Source organism: Roseateles amylovorans, assembly GCF_025398155.2.
Classification (GTDB): Bacteria; Pseudomonadota; Gammaproteobacteria; order Burkholderiales; family Burkholderiaceae_C; genus Roseateles; species Roseateles amylovorans.
On record NZ_CP104562.2, the window covers coordinates 1 to 14,244 of the forward strand.

Below are 14,244 nucleotides of genomic sequence, written 5' to 3' on the forward strand. Positions count from 1 at the left end.
GGAGGGCACGACTCTTGGAAGCGAATCGGAGGCCCACGCATTGACGTCCGGGCGTCCGGAAAACCCGCGATTACAGCAAAGATTCGTTGGTCGGTCAATGCAGGCGCGGCACAAGCCCGGCATCGGCGGGGGAATACCTGGGCTTGACCCCGCCAAAAAATCTGTGGATAACCTTGGTTCCGCGGCCTCGGGTCAGTACAATCTGGCCGCTCGAAGAATAAGTTTTCCACAATGAGCGCAGACTTGTCAGGGGCGGCCCTGTGGCAGCGCGGCTGCGAACGGCTGGCCGCCGAACTGCCTGAACAGCAATTCAACACCTGGATCCGCCCGCTGCCCGCAGCGGAAGTGGTCCACATGCAAGAAAAGAACGGCGATGACGCCGTCCTGGTGTCGCTGCGCGTGCCCAATCGCTTCAAGCTGGACTGGATCCGCAGCCAGTACGCCAGCCGCATCGAAACCATCCTGAGCGAACTCGCCGGCAAGCCCGCCCGGCTGGAACTGGCGCTCGCCCCGCGCGAACCGATCGTCCCGCTGCCGCGCAACAGCGCGCCAGCCCTGGGCATGGGCCAGGTGCTGCAGCAGCACGGCCTGCGCAGCGGCCCGAACGCGGCCCCCGGCGCCGAGACGGCCTCATCCGCCGCCCGCGCACGTCCCACGCCAGCGGCCGCGCCCATGAATCCGCCCACTGCGGCCGGCCTGATCAGCAACATGGCGCCGATGGCGCCGCAGAATCTGCCGCCCAGCGCCACCCGTCACCGCATCAACTCCAGCCTGACCTTCGACACGCTGGTGCCTGGCCGCGCCAACCAGATGGCCCGCACGGCGGCCCTGCACGTGGCCGGCGCGCCCGGCCAGATGTACAACCCGCTGTTCATCTATGGCGGCGTCGGCCTGGGCAAGACCCACCTGATCCATGCGGTCGGCAATGCGCTGCTGAAGGATCGCCCGGATGCGCGCGTGCTGTATCTGCATGCGGAGCAGTTCATCTCGGACGTCGTCAAGAACTACCAGCGCAAGACCTTCGACGAGCTCAAGGCCAAGTACCACTCGCTGGACCTGCTGCTGATCGATGATGTGCAGTTCTTCGCCGGCAAGGACCGCACGCAGGAAGAATTCTTCAACGCCTTTGAGGCGCTGCTGGCCAAGCGGGCCCACATCATCATGACCAGCGACACCTACCCCAAGGGGCTGGTCGACATCGACGAGCGCCTGACCAGCCGCTTCGACGCCGGTCTGACGGTGGCCATCGAGCCGCCCGAGTTGGAAATGCGGGTCGCCATCCTGATCAAGAAGGCTGACGCCGAGGGCGCGCCGATGCCTGAGGATGTGGCGTTCTTCATCGCCAAGAATGTGCGCGCCAACGTCCGGGAACTGGAAGGTGCCCTGCGAAAGGTGCTGGCCTACAGCCGCTTCTCGCACAAGGAAATCAACATTCAGCTGGCCCGCGAGGCGCTGAAGGACCTGCTGTCGATCCAGAACCGGCAGATCTCGGTGGAGAACATCCAGAAGACCGTGGCCGATTTCTACAAGATCAAGGTCGCGGACATGTATTCGAAGAAGCGCCCGGCCAGCATTGCCCGCCCGCGCCAGATCGCGATGTACCTGGCCAAGGAACTGACCCAGAAGAGCCTGCCGGAGATCGGCGAGCTGTTTGGCGGCCGCGACCACACCACGGTGTTGCATGCGGTTCGCAAGATCGGCGGTGAGCGCCAGAAGAACACCGAACTGAACCAGCAGTTGCACGTGCTGGAGCAGACGCTGAAGGGATGACGAAAAATCACTCGGCCATCAGCGAAAATGCCGCGTTCGCCCGAACAGCCAACAGTGGAGAGAGGTTGACATGATCGTGTTGAAAGCCAGCCAGGACAAAGTGCTTGCCGCACTGCAGGCCGTGTCCGGCATTGTGGAGAGGCGCCACACCCTGCCTATCCTGGCCAATGTGCTGATCCGCAAGCAAGGCCCGCAGGTGGAGCTGACCACCAGCGATCTGGAGATCCAGGTCCGCACGACCGTCGAGTTCGATGGCGACGCGGGCGACTTCTCGACCACAGTGGGCGCACGCAAGCTGATCGACATCCTGCGTTCGATGCCCTCGGACCAGACCGTCAGCCTGACCTCCAACCAGAGCAAGATGACCCTGCAGGGCGGCAAGAGCCGCTTCACGCTGCAGACGCTGCCGGCCGACGACTTCCCGCTGGTGCAGGAAGCCGCCGACTTCGGCCCGGCGTTCAGCGTGCCGCAGAAGACGCTCAAGGGACTGATCAACCAGGTCCACTTCGCGATGGCGGTGCATGACATCCGCTACTACCTGAACGGCATCCTGTTCGTCGCCGAAGGCAAGACGCTGACGCTGGTCGCCACCGACGGCCACCGCCTGGGCCTGGCCCAGGCCGAAACCGACACCGAAATGCCCAAGCAGGAAGTGATCCTGCCCCGCAAGACGGTGCTGGAGCTGATGCGCCTGCTGAAGGACGGCGGCAAGGGCGAGGAAGAAAACGCGCCCATCGAGATGCGCTTTGCCGGCAATCAGGCCAAGTTCAGCTTCAGCGGCATGGAATTCGTGACCAAGCTGGTCGAGGGCAAGTTCCCCGACTACAACCGTGTCATCCCGAAGAACCACAAGTTCCACGTCATCCTGGGCCGTCAGCAACTGCTGGCCGCGTTGCAACGCGCCGCCATCCTGACCAGCGAGAAGTTCAAGGCGGTGCGCCTAGCCTTCGATCCGGGTCTGCTGTCGATTGCCTCCAGCAATGCCGAGCAGGAAGAGGCCAAGGAAGAGATCGAGATTGACTACGGCGGCGACCAGATCGAAACCGGTTTCAATGTGACCTACCTGATGGACGTGCTGGCCAACATGAGCCAGGACATGGTGCGCATCGATCTGAACGACAGTTCGTCCAGCGCGCTGCTGAGCATCCCGGATCACGCCGGCTTCAAGTACGTGGTCATGCCGATGAGGATTTAAGGTCGTTGCGCACCGGTCGCTCCTCGTCGGGAGCGGTGGGTCGCGCATCCCCTGCCCCCGCCAGGCGGGGGTTCTAGCCAGATTGACAAACGGCCGCGTGGCGGCCTCGAGTACCCCCTGATGAGCGACACTCCGAATACCGAGAACACCCCCGTGCCCGCACCGCAAGGCGACGGCACGGGTTACGGCGAGTCCAGCATCCAGATCCTGGAAGGCCTGGAGGCGGTCCGCAAGCGCCCCGGCATGTACATCGGCGACACGTCCGACGGCACAGGCCTGCATCACCTGGTCTTCGAGGTCGTCGACAACTCCATCGACGAGGCGCTCGCGGGCTACTGCGACGACATCGTCGTCACGATCCACACCGACAATTCGATCTCCGTCATCGACAACGGCCGCGGCATCCCGACCGGCGTGAAGATGGACGACAAGCACGAGCCCAAGCGCTCGGCCGCCGAGATCGCGCTGACCGAGCTGCATGCCGGCGGCAAGTTCAACCAGAACAGCTACAAGGTCTCGGGCGGTCTGCACGGCGTGGGCGTGTCCTGCGTGAATGCGCTGTCCAAGACGCTGCGCCTGACGGTGCGCCGCGAGGGCAAGGTCCATCAGATCGAATTCAAGAAGGGCATCCCGCAGGATCGCCTGATCGAAGTCCGCGACGGCTTCGAGACCAGCCCGATGCGCGTGGTCGGCGAGACCGACAAGCGCGGCACGGAAGTCCACTTCCTGCCCGACACCGAGATCTTCACCCAGAACAGCGAGTTCCACTACGACATCCTGGCCAAGCGCCTGCGTGAGCTCTCGTTCCTGAACAACGGCGTGAAGATCCGCCTGGTCGACGAGCGCAACAACAAGGAAGACAACTTCGCCTACGCGGGCGGCGTGAAGGGCTTCGTCGAGTTCATCAACAAGGGCAAGACGACGCTGCATCCCAACATCTTCCATGCGCAGGGCGACAAGCTCTCGGACCAGGGCACCAACATTGGTGTGGAGGTCTCGATGCAGTGGAACGACGGGTTCAATGAAAACGTCCTGTGCTTCACCAACAACATTCCGCAGCGTGACGGCGGCACCCATCTGACCGGCCTGCGCGCGGCGATGACACGGGTGATCAACAAGTACATCGAAGACAACGAGCTGGCCAAGAAGGCCAAGGTCGAGGTCGCCGGCGACGACATGCGCGAAGGCCTGGCCTGCGTGGTCAGCGTCAAGGTGCCGGAGCCGAAGTTCAGCTCGCAGACCAAGGACAAGCTGGTGTCGAGCGAAGTGCGCGCGCCGGTGGAAGACATCGTCTCGCGCCTGCTGACCGACTACCTGCTCGAGAACCCGCTGGATGCCAAGACCATCTGCGGCAAGATCCTGGACGCCGCCCGCGCCCGCGAGGCGGCCCGCAAGGCCCGCGAAATGACGCGTCGCAAGGGCGTGCTGGACGGCCTGGGCCTGCCCGGCAAGCTCGCCGACTGCCAGGAGAAGGATCCCGCCCTGTGCGAGATCTACATCGTGGAGGGTGACTCCGCCGGCGGATCCGCCAAGCAGGGCCGCGACCGCAAGTTCCAGGCGATCCTGCCGCTGCGCGGCAAGATCCTGAACGTCGAGAAAGCGCGCTACGAGAAGCTGCTGACCAGCAACGAAATCATCACGCTGATCACGGCGCTGGGCACCGGCATCGGCCGCGGCGCCGGCAGCGACGACTTCAATCCGGACAAGCTTCGCTACCACCGCATCATCATCATGACCGACGCGGACGTGGACGGTGCCCACATCCGCACGCTGCTGCTGACCTTCTTCTACCGGCAGATGCCGGAGCTGGTCGAGCGCGGCCACATCTACATTGCGCAGCCGCCGCTCTACAAGGTGAAGGTCGGCAAGCAGGAGCAGTACCTGAAGGACGGCCATGAGCTCGATGGCTTCCTGTTGAAGGTCGCGCTCAACGATGCCGAGCTGCACACCGCGGGCGTGGGCAATGGGCCAGTGCTCAAGGGTGAAGACCTGGAAGGCAAGGCGCGCCAGTACGTCGCCGCGCAGAACGTGATCCAGCGCCTTTCCGCCTGGATGGACGGCGAAGCGCTGCACCTGCTGGCCTCCGGCCTGGCGATCAACCTCGACACCAAGGATGCAGCCGACATCGCCGCCACCGCGCTGCAGTCCCAACTGCACGACGCCACCGTGACGGCAGAGACCGATCCTCGCACCGACAAGCTGCTGCTGCGCATCTCGCGCCGCCATCACGGCAATGTGCGATCGAGCATCATCACCGCGGACTTCGTGCACGGCGCGGACTACGAGGTGCTGGCCACGGCGGGCAAGACCTTCAAGGGTCTGGTCACCGAAGAGGCTGTGATCCGCAAGGGCGAGGGCGAGAAGGCCAAGGAATCCAAGGTCGGCGACTTCCGCGCCGCGATGGCTTGGCTGATGACGCAGGCGGAATCCAGCGTCGGCCGCCAGCGCTACAAGGGCCTGGGTGAGATGAACCCGGAACAGCTGTGGGAGACGACGATGGATCCGACGGTTCGTCGCCTGTTGCGCGTGCAGATCGAGGATGCGATCGAGGCCGATCGCGTGTTCACGATGCTGATGGGTGATGAGGTCGAGCCGCGGCGTGAGTTCATTGAGCAGAATGCGCTGAGGGCGGCGAATATTGACGTTTGATCTGCCGGTTTGTTAGATGACGGTTTTAGCCGGACAGGTCTTGAATTCGCTGGACGGAGATGCTGGATAGCGCCGGACTTTCCGTCTGATGACGCGCACAAGCCTCTGATTCGTAAAGAGTCAGGGGCTTTTTTCTTTGATGATGGCGGAGGGGATGTCCATGTGCTTGACTCCACTCGCGCTGGGTGAGCTGGCGCCCGCGGGTGGGCGCTTCAGGCTGCCAGCGGACCTTAGCCGCTTGCGAACTGCGTAGCCTTTGGAGGTGTACCGAGACGCCGCCACTCACTGAGCACTTTGCCTGCAGCCTTCTTAAACCTGGCGTCTTCGTTATCGCCGTTCATAGCTCGCAGCAAGGACACGGCCATCGATTCCTTGTCAACGCGGAACAAGCCTCTGTGCTCTCCAATGAGCAATCCATCGATTGCTGAACCTGGGGTCCTTCGCTCTGACGTCAGCAAAGAAGACGTAGTCCACATACTGTTCGGTCTCTGTTGTCCATGCGAATCGACAGCGGCGGGCCGTACCAGTCCACCAGCCGGTCCATAGTGCGAATCAGCATCGAGGCCGGCAGCGATTGGCCCACCTGGATGGTAAGCGCCTCGCGGTCGGCCTCGTCGATCACGTTGAACGTTCGGAACCGGCGACCGTCGTAAAGCACGTCATTCATGAAGTCCAAGGCCCACCCCTGATTGACGTACGAACCCGCAGCCAGCGGCACGGGTTCTCGATTGGGAATGCGGCGGTTCATTCGGCGGCGGATGTTCAGCCCCAGCTCGCAGTACACCCGCCAAACCCGCTTGTGGTTCCATGGCCGGCCGTCCAGGCGTAGCCGGTCAAAGCACTTCCAGAAGCCCCAACGGCCATTGCGCTCAACGACGCCGTTAAGCGCATCAGTGACCTCGGCGTCCCTTTCCATCGGCTGCAGCGGCACTTTGTAATACGCCGCCCGCAACAAGCCTGCGGCCCTGCAGGCTCGTAAGATCGACAGGCTGTGCTCGGTCACCAAGACCTCGATCACCTGCCGCTTCGCGGACGGCGTCAGGTTTTTTTGTCTTCACGGCGTCCATGGGCAAGATTCGGTCATTTCACTGTGTGGTCGTCGCCGACTGTCGAATATCCAAGGCACCGGCCGGGCCAGCGACCACCGTTAGGTGCGCACGATACGACCCCACCACGGTTCGGCTCCCTCACTGCGGGCTGGACAGCACGCTGCTGATCCCTTTAAGCCCCCCGGTGCGGCCAAACTACATCGGCGGACGTACTGAATGTCCGTCTCGCCTTCATATTCCCGCGTGAAGCCATGCCGCTCGTAGAACCGAGTGGCGTCGCTGAGCCGAAGCGCCCGAAGCCGCACGTCGAGCTGATGTGCATCCGAGAGCGCCAGCACCCGCGCCAGTGCGCAAGCGCCAAGCCCTTGCCTCTGAAGATCCGGATCCACGTACAGGTGGTCCAGATAGAGGTCGGTATCCCGACGCCGCAGGACGTAGAACCCAGCGATCCTCCCGCTCAGCTGCATGACCGTTGCGTCATGCGGGCGCAGCGTCTGAAGAAAATGGTCACGCGTCCGAAGAGGATCGAGGGCGCTGTCCTCCAGGCTCTGCCGCATAGCCCGCAACAGCACGCCCGCCAGGTCGGATTTGATCTCGTCCGTGGCCGTCACCCATTCAACTTGCATCGGCTATCTCCGTGTGAGTGCTGGTATGCCAGCATGTCCAAAGCCGCGTACACGCTGCCGCTGCGGTTCTGCCCCGTAGAATTGCGCTCTTCTGTATTCATGAGGCAGCGCCGCTTGCGCGGACAAGGGCCGGAGGGAATGGTCCTGAAGAACGGCGGCTGTCTCGTTGCCCTCTTTACTGCGCCAGTAAAAGGTAGTTTCTTGTCTGAGCATGACTCCATAGGAGCCCCCGCGGTGCGCAGCGTCAGGTTCGGCGCCTATGAGCTGTCCCCCGCTCTGCGGCTGTTGTCCAGGGACGGACAAGCCGTCTCGCTGGGCGCGCGCGCATTCGATATCCTTGTGGCGCTTGTGGAGCGGCACGGGCGCGTCGTGTCCAAACACGAGCTGATGACGATCGTCTGGCCGACCACGGTCGTTGACGAGGGCAGCGTGCGGGTTGCCATGAGCGCCCTGCGAAAGGAACTGGGGCCGGAGCTCATTGCGACTGTCCCCGGGCGGGGCTACCAGTTCACCGCCCAATTGCAGGCGGATGAATCGTCGGCAAGCTGTGGCCAGATCAGCGTCACCGGGCCCGCCGGCCAGCGCGCGGCTACCGATGAAACCCGCAGACTGCTGGGCCGGGATGCCTTGCTCGAACAGATCCGTGAAGCATTTGGTCTTGGCCGACTCGTGACGTTGACGGGCCATCCCGGCACCGGCAAGACCGCCCTCGCTCGGGCGCTCCGCTCTGGCCACGCGCATGGCATGGGCGCTCAGGAAGCCGCGCCGGTGTACTGGATCGATCTCGCAGCGCTCAGCAGCGACCAGCATCTGGTTGCCGCCATCGCCCAGGCTTCTGATGTGGCGGTCACGGACCACGCGAGCGCCAAAGCCTTGGTGGCGGCGCTGCGCAGCTCGCAGGCGCTGCTCATTCTCGACAATGCGGAGCACATGGTCGACGCCGTGGCGTCCATGGCCCACCAACTTCTGGAAGGGTGTCCCCAGGTTCACTTGTTGGTCACGAGCCAGGTTCGCCTCAAGATTGCCGGCGAGCTGGTGGTTCTCGTGCCTCCTTTGGAGGTGGCGCAGACGGGCATGGATCATGGTCAGGCGCAGCAATGGCCCGCACAGGCTCTGTTTCTGCGGCACTGCAGACAGTTCGGCCGCCCGCTGCCCATCACCCAGCAGAACCTGGACCTTGTCTCCGACATCTGCCTGCGGGTCGACGGCGTACCACTGGCCATTGAATACGCCGCCGCGGCCGTGCCGCTGCTGGGGCTCAAGGGCGTGGCGGACGCGCTTGATGCACGCCGACTGGCGATGAGCGCCGGCCGGCGAGACGCCCCTGATCGCCAGCGCACGTTGCGCGCCGCACTGTCCTGGAGCGTGTCTTTGCTGGGGCCGTACGAGCAGTCCGTTGTTCGGCGCATGGGCGTCTTCCTTGGCAGCACCTCGATGCAGCTGCTCGAGCCGGTCGTGAATATTGAAGGCGAAGATCCTTGGCGTGTCATGGAGGCGCTCTCCGAGCTCATTGATCGTTCCTTGGTGGTTCCCGAGGACGACGGCATCGTCACGCGCTACAGATTGCTGGAAAGCACACGCGCGTTTGCGCTGGAAGTGCTGGGTTCAACCCGTGAGCTTTCGCCGATGCGACAGCGTCACGCTCAGGTGATGGAAGCGTTCTTCTCCCGCGTTCGCAAAGCTGCCCTGGACGGAACCATGCGGCTGGACGACGGCGTCCGCGAGCTTCAGGCCGAGCTGCACAATGCCCGTCCCGCCCTGCAATGGGCGATGGACCATGACGGCCTGCTGGCCCTCGGCCTGGCCTCCAGCCTCGCGTTCGTGTTGCGAAGGTCGGGCGGCATCTGGGAATCCGGACAATACCTCGCGAAAACGGAGTGCTTCGCGACTGAACACGTTGACCATGCAATCTCCTGCGGCTGGGTCCGCGAGGCCATCATCCACTGGACCTACGGCAATCGCGCCAAGGCCGTGCATTGGCTTGGCCTGGCCGACCCCGCCTACAGGGCCGCGGCCAACAGCGTCGCGCTCATCGACCTTCTCGTCCTGAAGGCCAATTGCCTCGACCTGGCCCGCAACAACGACGACGCCCTGGCCGCCGTGCTGGACGAGATTGCCGCCATGGACAAATCCGGCTTGCCCGACCGACTGCTCACCTTCTGCGCCTCTGGGCTGGTCATGGCGGCCCACCGCCTGGGACGGACCCAGGAGGTCCAGACCGCTGAGCGTTGGGCGGCCGTGGTTCCTGACGGGGACGCTCATGGACGAATGGGCCTGGTCACCCGCCTGATGAGCATTCAGATTTCGAGCGGCCGCGCCGCACAAGCTATCGCGCTGGGGCAACCGCTGTTCGACGAACACAAGAACGGCCAGTACCGTCAGGCCCTGCACTGGCTGCCGATCAGTCTCGCGGCCGCCTATCTCAGCATCGGCGAGCCGCTCATGGCCGCCCACATGGCCAAGGAGCGCCTCGAGGTGGACGTGGGCAACGAACTGCTCTATGCCTGGACAGATGTGCTCGCGCAGCTGGCATGCCTGACCAATAACCATGCGCTGGCAGCGAGCCTCACCGCATACGGCGACCGCATTTATGCTGCCGCAGGCATTCAGCGTCCCGCCGTGGAAGCGAACCTTCGAGCCGATTCCATCCAGACCGCATTAACAGCCCTGCCACCCGAACAGTATCAAGCGGCATGCGAAGCTGGCGGGCTATGGGATGTCAACGCCATGCAGGCGGCAGCGGAGGCGGTGCTGCTCGCAATCGACCCTGTCAGACCACTGGACGACCTCAAGACGTGAGTGAGAAGGACCGGCGATCGCTGACAGGTGCCTCCGCCTGAAGCAGATCAAAGGCGTAGAGCTGAGTCATCAGCTCCGCCACCGTTCGGCAGGCCATCTTGCGCATGCCATTGCTGCGATGAATCTTCGCCGTGATCTCGGCAATCCCGAGGTCGGCCGCGATCTGTTTGCTCAGGCGGCCTTTGGCCACCGCGGCCAGCACTTCCTTCTCCCTGCGGGTGAGCGAGTACCAGCGCGCGACCACGACTTCACGAGAACGCTCAGTGTTTCTCCGCCGTTCGTCATGCTCAAGCGCACCGACCACCGAGTCGATCATCTCCTGGGTGCGCAGGGGCTTCTCGAGGAAGTCCCAAGCGCCTGCTTTCATGGCCTTGACGGTCGTTGACACGTCGCAGTGTCCACTGACGAAGATCAGCGGCATACTGGCCAGGGCGGTGCTCTTGAGCGTCTGCTGAAGCAGCAACCCGCTGCCCCCGTGCGGACGGATCTCGGCCACCAGGCAAGAAGGCACCTTTGGCGCAGGCCCCGCCAGGAACTCCGGGACGGAGGCGAACTCCCGCACATCGATCATCATGCTGCGAAGGGCACTGGCCAGACCAAGACGCAGCGATGGGTCCTGATCCAGGAGAAAGACGGTGCGGCTGGGCATCGAGGCGCTCGTGCTCGTGCGCCGCCCTGATTCATACGCTCGCAACGCGCTTGCATTCATTACGTGCCCGTCAGCGACGAATGCATCTCGAACCATGGAGGCAGGCATTGAAGAGTCGGTCATTTGTCGTTTCCACTGATGAAGGCCAGGAGCTCAACATTGAGGCGGTCCTTATGCGTGTCGATGAGTCCATGGGGAGCCTGCGCGTATCGTCGCAGTGACGCACAGCGCAGCAGGGGTGCCGCGTCCGCGCAGCCAGCGCCCGCAGGGACGATCTGATCGTCGTCCCCCTGCACCAGCAGGGTGGGCACTGTCAACATCTTCAGATCAGCACTGAGATCGGTGTCTGTGAGCGCTCCCAGGCAAGCGTGGGCGCTTCGATGGCTGGCCTGCAGACCTTGTGCAAGGAACTTCTCAACCAGACCTTTCGGGCGAACCGCACCCTCCCGGTTCAAACCATATTGAGGCCCTGCCGCCAGTTCCGCATATAGCGCTGCCCTGTTGTCCCGTTCACGATCCTGCAGGTCCAGCAGGACACTGCGCAGTGGAGCGGCCGTGTCTGCGTCAGCGCTCACGGCCAGGGGCAACAGGCCGCTTATCAGCACGAGCTTGGCCACCCGGCGAAGACCGTGGCGCGCCACACACCGGACCACCTCTGCCGCACCGGCCGCGAATCCCACCAGAACGGCTTGGCGAAGATCCAGAACCTCGAGCAGGGTGCTGAGGTCGTCCGCATAGGAGTCCAGATCGTTGCCGTCCCAGGTCTGGGTCGAGCGTCCATGACCACGGCGGTCATGGGCGATGGTCCGCAGGCCTCTGGAGGACAGGAACATCATCTGGGATTCCCAGCTGTCAGCGTTCGTGGGCCAACCATGGCTGAAGACCACGGGCGGACCACTGCCCCAATCCTTGTAGAAGATTCGAGCGCCATCTCGGGCGGTGATGTAGTACGTCACGGGGAAACTCCGGGTGTTCAGGCGCGTATGCGCGGGCCTTGAGGGCCCACGGCATGACCGGCCATTCCCCGGCCGCAGCGCACGGCCGGGGGCTCCTCATGCCAAGCAGTCAGCCTGGCTTGCGGCTGGCGTCCTGAAACCGCGTCAGCAGCGTCTGGTAGCGGCTACCGCTGCGCAGCGATTCGTACTTGGCCAGAGCGGCCTGATAGGCGGCAGTTTCCACGGCAGGGCCGGCGTCAGCGCGGTCAAGGTCGACGAGCCCCGACTCCTGGTAGATGTGCAGGTCAGCCAGCACCTCGGCCCGCGACAAAGAGCGCCCGGACATCGCGCGGATTCCGCTGAGGGCCTCGTACCGGGCCAGCGCGGCTTCGCGCTCGCTTGATTCGTGCGATGCCTCACCATCGCGACGTTCGATGGCCGCCAGGCCGGAGTCGCGATAGCGCATGAGGTCTGCAAGCACCTGCGCGCGGGTCGTGCCCGTCATGCTGTCAGGCTGGGTGGAGATCATCCGCAGCATCAGGTAACGATCTCGTGCTGCCGTCCACTGGGGGGAACCAATCTGCGAGCGGGAGTCGTCCCGCTCCAGCGCGGCAAGGCCGGAGTCCTGGTAATCCTTCAGATCCATCAGGACCGACGCGCGGGTGGTGGGCACTGAGGCTTGGTCAGGCGCAGCCAGCGCGGCTGTTGTGAGCCCCGACAACAGCGAACCTCCGAGCACCAGGGTGAAGAGCAGCCGCGAACTGGCAGTGCGCGCGGCGGGGGCAAGTGGATTGAACGTCATGTGAATTTCCGTTGTAGTGAAGGCACAGGGATGGCTCAGCTACGCAGGAACGCCAGCAGGTCCTGATTCAAGCGGTCCTTGTGGGTGTCGGTAATGCCGTGCGGGCCACCGGGGTACTCAATGAGGCGGGCGCCCTTCACCAGGCGGGCGGTTGCACGACCGGTCGTCTCGATGGGGACGATCTGGTCTTCGACGCCATGCACCACAAGCGTCGGGACGGTGAACTTCTTCAAGTCCTCACGGAAGTCCGAATAGAAGAAGGCGTCGATGCAGTCATAAGTGGCCTTGCTGCTGGCTTGCATGCCCTGCACGTAGAAAGTGTCGACGAGGCCGGAGGACAGCTTGGCACCTTCACGGTTGAAGCCGAAGAAGGGGCCCGAGGCGATGTCCTTGTACAGCTGTGCCCGGTTGTCGAGCGATCCCTGGCGCAGGCTGTCGAAGACGGCCTTGGGAACACCGTTCGGATTGGTGGGCGTCTGGCCCATGATCGGGGTGATGGCGCTCACGAGGACCGCCTTTTCCACGCGGCCCGTCCCGTGACGGCCGATGTAGCGGGCAACTTCGCCCCCGCCGGTGGAAAAGCCCACCAGCGTTGCACGCTTGATGCCCAGGGCCTTGAGTACTACGTCCAGATCGTCAGCGTACTGGTCGATGTTGTTGCCCGCCCAGGGCTGGCCGGACCGCCCGTGGCCGCGCCGGTCGTGCGCCACGACCCGGTAGCCCTTCTCTGCCAGGAACTGCATCTGGGACTCCCAGCTGTCGGCATTCAGCGGCCATCCATGGCTGAACACCACCACCTGGCCATCGCGAGGGCCCCAGTCCTTCACGTACAGCGCCGTGCCATCGGCGGCTGCGACGTACTGGGCGGTCAGTGCAGCCGGCGAAGATGCCGGGGTCTGAGGCGCCGCTTGGGCGCCGGCCTGCGCGGCCAGGCTGGCTGCCAGTGTGGTGGTCACGGCGAGGCGAGAAAGGGAAGTCATGAAGGGTGCTCCTGAGTAAGCGGGACTGTTGGCAAGGCCGCACCGGGTCGGCGGCTGGGATGAAGTCTCGAAGCGCAGTCCCGTTAACACCAGTTAAGCGATGAAAATCCTTCGGCGCCAGCGCCGGCCGAGCCCCATGTCATACCAAGGCGTCGGTCGCATACGGCTCGCGTTCAATGGCGCCAACGCCATCTAAAGGATCTGATCCGTGCTGACGGCGAGCCACCGAGATCAAAAGGGGCGCGCCATCGACTCGATCAACCGTTATGGAGAACTGACTCATGAATCAACTGTCCGCCGCGCTTGTGCTGGCCCTGGTGACGGGCCTTGCCGGCGCCGTGCATGCCGCCGACTCCCGTCCCCCCCAAGCGCCCAGCATGCAGAAGTGGCAAAAGGGCCTGTCCCGCACGGATCTTGCACAGCAAGCCCTGTCAGCGCCCGGTTTCGAACTCATTCAATCTCGCGTGGACTTCGAGCCAGGGGTGGTGTCGCCCAGGCATTCCCACCCCGGGGAGGAGGTCGCCTTCGTGATCGAAGGCGTGATGGAGTACCAGTTGGCGGGTCGGCCGCCAGTGGTGCTCAAAGCCGGAAGCTCACTCGTCATTCCGGCCGGCACGGCGCATGTGGCACGCAACATTGGGGCCGGACGCGCTTCCGAACTGGCCACCTACGTCGTGAAGACCGGCGCCCCGCTCGTCAAGATCGAGAAATGAGGGCTTGGGGGGCTGGCCAAGTGACCATGGCCCCCCAACGAAGGTTACAGAGAGTGCGGGATCCGCAGCTCGGCACG

General features: G+C 63.9%; 11 protein-coding genes. 5 read left to right on the plus strand and 6 right to left on the minus strand.

Annotated features, from left to right (window positions below; translation table 11 throughout):
* Window positions 1–231: 231 nt before the first annotated feature.
* The 3 genes from dnaA to gyrB all read left to right on the plus strand — a co-directional run bounded on the left by dnaA (window position 232) and on the right by gyrB (window position 5,614).
* Complete coding sequence (gene dnaA, locus N4261_RS00005) at window positions 232–1,770, plus strand: chromosomal replication initiator protein DnaA (RefSeq protein ID WP_261758154.1); 1,539 nt, start codon at window positions 232–234, stop codon at window positions 1,768–1,770.
* Window positions 1,771–1,840: 70 nt separating this feature from the next.
* Window positions 1,841–2,965, plus strand: a complete 1,125-nt coding sequence (dnaN, locus tag N4261_RS00010; RefSeq protein WP_261758155.1) for a DNA polymerase III subunit beta — start codon at window positions 1,841–1,843, stop codon at window positions 2,963–2,965.
* Window positions 2,966–3,085: 120 nt separating this feature from the next.
* A complete protein-coding gene (gyrB, locus tag N4261_RS00015; protein WP_261758156.1) occupies window positions 3,086–5,614 on the plus strand; it encodes a DNA topoisomerase (ATP-hydrolyzing) subunit B in 2,529 nt (842 codons plus the stop codon).
* Window positions 5,615–6,065: 451 nt separating this feature from the next.
* Here the strand turns inward: gyrB and N4261_RS00020 are convergent, their stop codons facing one another.
* Both N4261_RS00020 and N4261_RS00025 read right to left on the minus strand, forming a co-directional pair.
* Window positions 6,066–6,617 carry an IS3 family transposase gene (locus N4261_RS00020; RefSeq protein ID WP_261758157.1) on the minus strand — a complete coding sequence of 184 codons (552 nt, stop codon included), beginning with the start codon at window positions 6,615–6,617 and terminating at the stop codon, window positions 6,066–6,068.
* A 144-nt stretch (window positions 6,618–6,761) separates the two neighbouring features.
* Window positions 6,762–7,289 (minus strand): GNAT family N-acetyltransferase, encoded by a 528-nt coding sequence (locus N4261_RS00025; RefSeq protein ID WP_261758158.1) that lies wholly within the window; start codon window positions 7,287–7,289, stop codon window positions 6,762–6,764.
* Between the two features lie 33 nt (window positions 7,290–7,322).
* Here N4261_RS00025 and N4261_RS00030 point away from each other — a divergent pair, with 33 nt between their 5' ends.
* The gene (locus N4261_RS00030) at window positions 7,323–10,088 is read left to right on the plus strand and encodes an ATP-binding protein (RefSeq protein ID WP_261758159.1); all 2,766 of its coding nucleotides are present in this window, start codon (window positions 7,323–7,325) and stop codon (window positions 10,086–10,088) included.
* On the opposite strand, the gene N4261_RS00035 is transcribed toward N4261_RS00030, so the two are convergent.
* The 4 genes from N4261_RS00035 to N4261_RS00050 form a co-directional block, all read right to left on the minus strand.
* Window positions 10,078–10,737, minus strand: coding sequence for a response regulator transcription factor (locus N4261_RS00035; protein ID WP_261758160.1), 660 nt, complete (start codon window positions 10,735–10,737; stop codon window positions 10,078–10,080). The two genes, N4261_RS00030 and N4261_RS00035, sit on opposite strands and share 11 nt — an antisense overlap.
* 119 nt (window positions 10,738–10,856) lie before the next feature.
* On the minus strand, window positions 10,857–11,693 hold the full coding sequence (locus N4261_RS00040; protein ID WP_261758161.1) for an alpha/beta fold hydrolase: 837 nt from the start codon (window positions 11,691–11,693) through the stop codon (window positions 10,857–10,859).
* Window positions 11,694–11,802: 109 nt separating this feature from the next.
* Window positions 11,803–12,474, minus strand: coding sequence for a hypothetical protein (locus tag N4261_RS00045; RefSeq protein WP_261758162.1), 672 nt, complete (start codon window positions 12,472–12,474; stop codon window positions 11,803–11,805).
* A gap of 35 nt (window positions 12,475–12,509) precedes the next feature.
* On the minus strand, window positions 12,510–13,454 hold the full coding sequence (locus tag N4261_RS00050) for an alpha/beta fold hydrolase (protein WP_261758163.1): 945 nt from the start codon (window positions 13,452–13,454) through the stop codon (window positions 12,510–12,512).
* A 281-nt stretch (window positions 13,455–13,735) separates the two neighbouring features.
* Here N4261_RS00050 and N4261_RS00055 point away from each other — a divergent pair, with 281 nt between their 5' ends.
* Window positions 13,736–14,167 carry a cupin domain-containing protein gene (locus tag N4261_RS00055; RefSeq protein WP_261758164.1) on the plus strand — a complete coding sequence of 144 codons (432 nt, stop codon included), beginning with the start codon at window positions 13,736–13,738 and terminating at the stop codon, window positions 14,165–14,167.
* Window positions 14,168–14,244: the final 77 nt, after the last annotated feature.

Excerpts from the sequence above, each read along its gene's own strand:
- dnaN (WP_261758155.1), top strand. The coding sequence starts at position 1,841 with ATGATCGTGTTGAAAGCCAGCCAGGACAAAGTGCTTGCCGCACTGCAG.
- N4261_RS00025 (WP_261758158.1), bottom strand. The coding sequence starts at position 7,289 with ATGCAAGTTGAATGGGTGACGGCCACGGACGAGATCAAATCCGACCTG.
- N4261_RS00055 (WP_261758164.1), top strand. The coding sequence starts at position 13,736 with ATGAATCAACTGTCCGCCGCGCTTGTGCTGGCCCTGGTGACGGGCCTT.
- gyrB (WP_261758156.1), top strand. The coding sequence starts at position 3,086 with ATGAGCGACACTCCGAATACCGAGAACACCCCCGTGCCCGCACCGCAA.
- N4261_RS00045 (WP_261758162.1), bottom strand. The coding sequence starts at position 12,474 with ATGACGTTCAATCCACTTGCCCCCGCCGCGCGCACTGCCAGTTCGCGG.
- N4261_RS00030 (WP_261758159.1), top strand. The coding sequence starts at position 7,323 with ATGTCCAAAGCCGCGTACACGCTGCCGCTGCGGTTCTGCCCCGTAGAA.
- N4261_RS00035 (WP_261758160.1), bottom strand. The coding sequence starts at position 10,737 with ATGCCCAGCCGCACCGTCTTTCTCCTGGATCAGGACCCATCGCTGCGT.
- N4261_RS00050 (WP_261758163.1), bottom strand. The coding sequence starts at position 13,454 with ATGACTTCCCTTTCTCGCCTCGCCGTGACCACCACACTGGCAGCCAGC.
- dnaA (WP_261758154.1), top strand. The coding sequence starts at position 232 with ATGAGCGCAGACTTGTCAGGGGCGGCCCTGTGGCAGCGCGGCTGCGAA.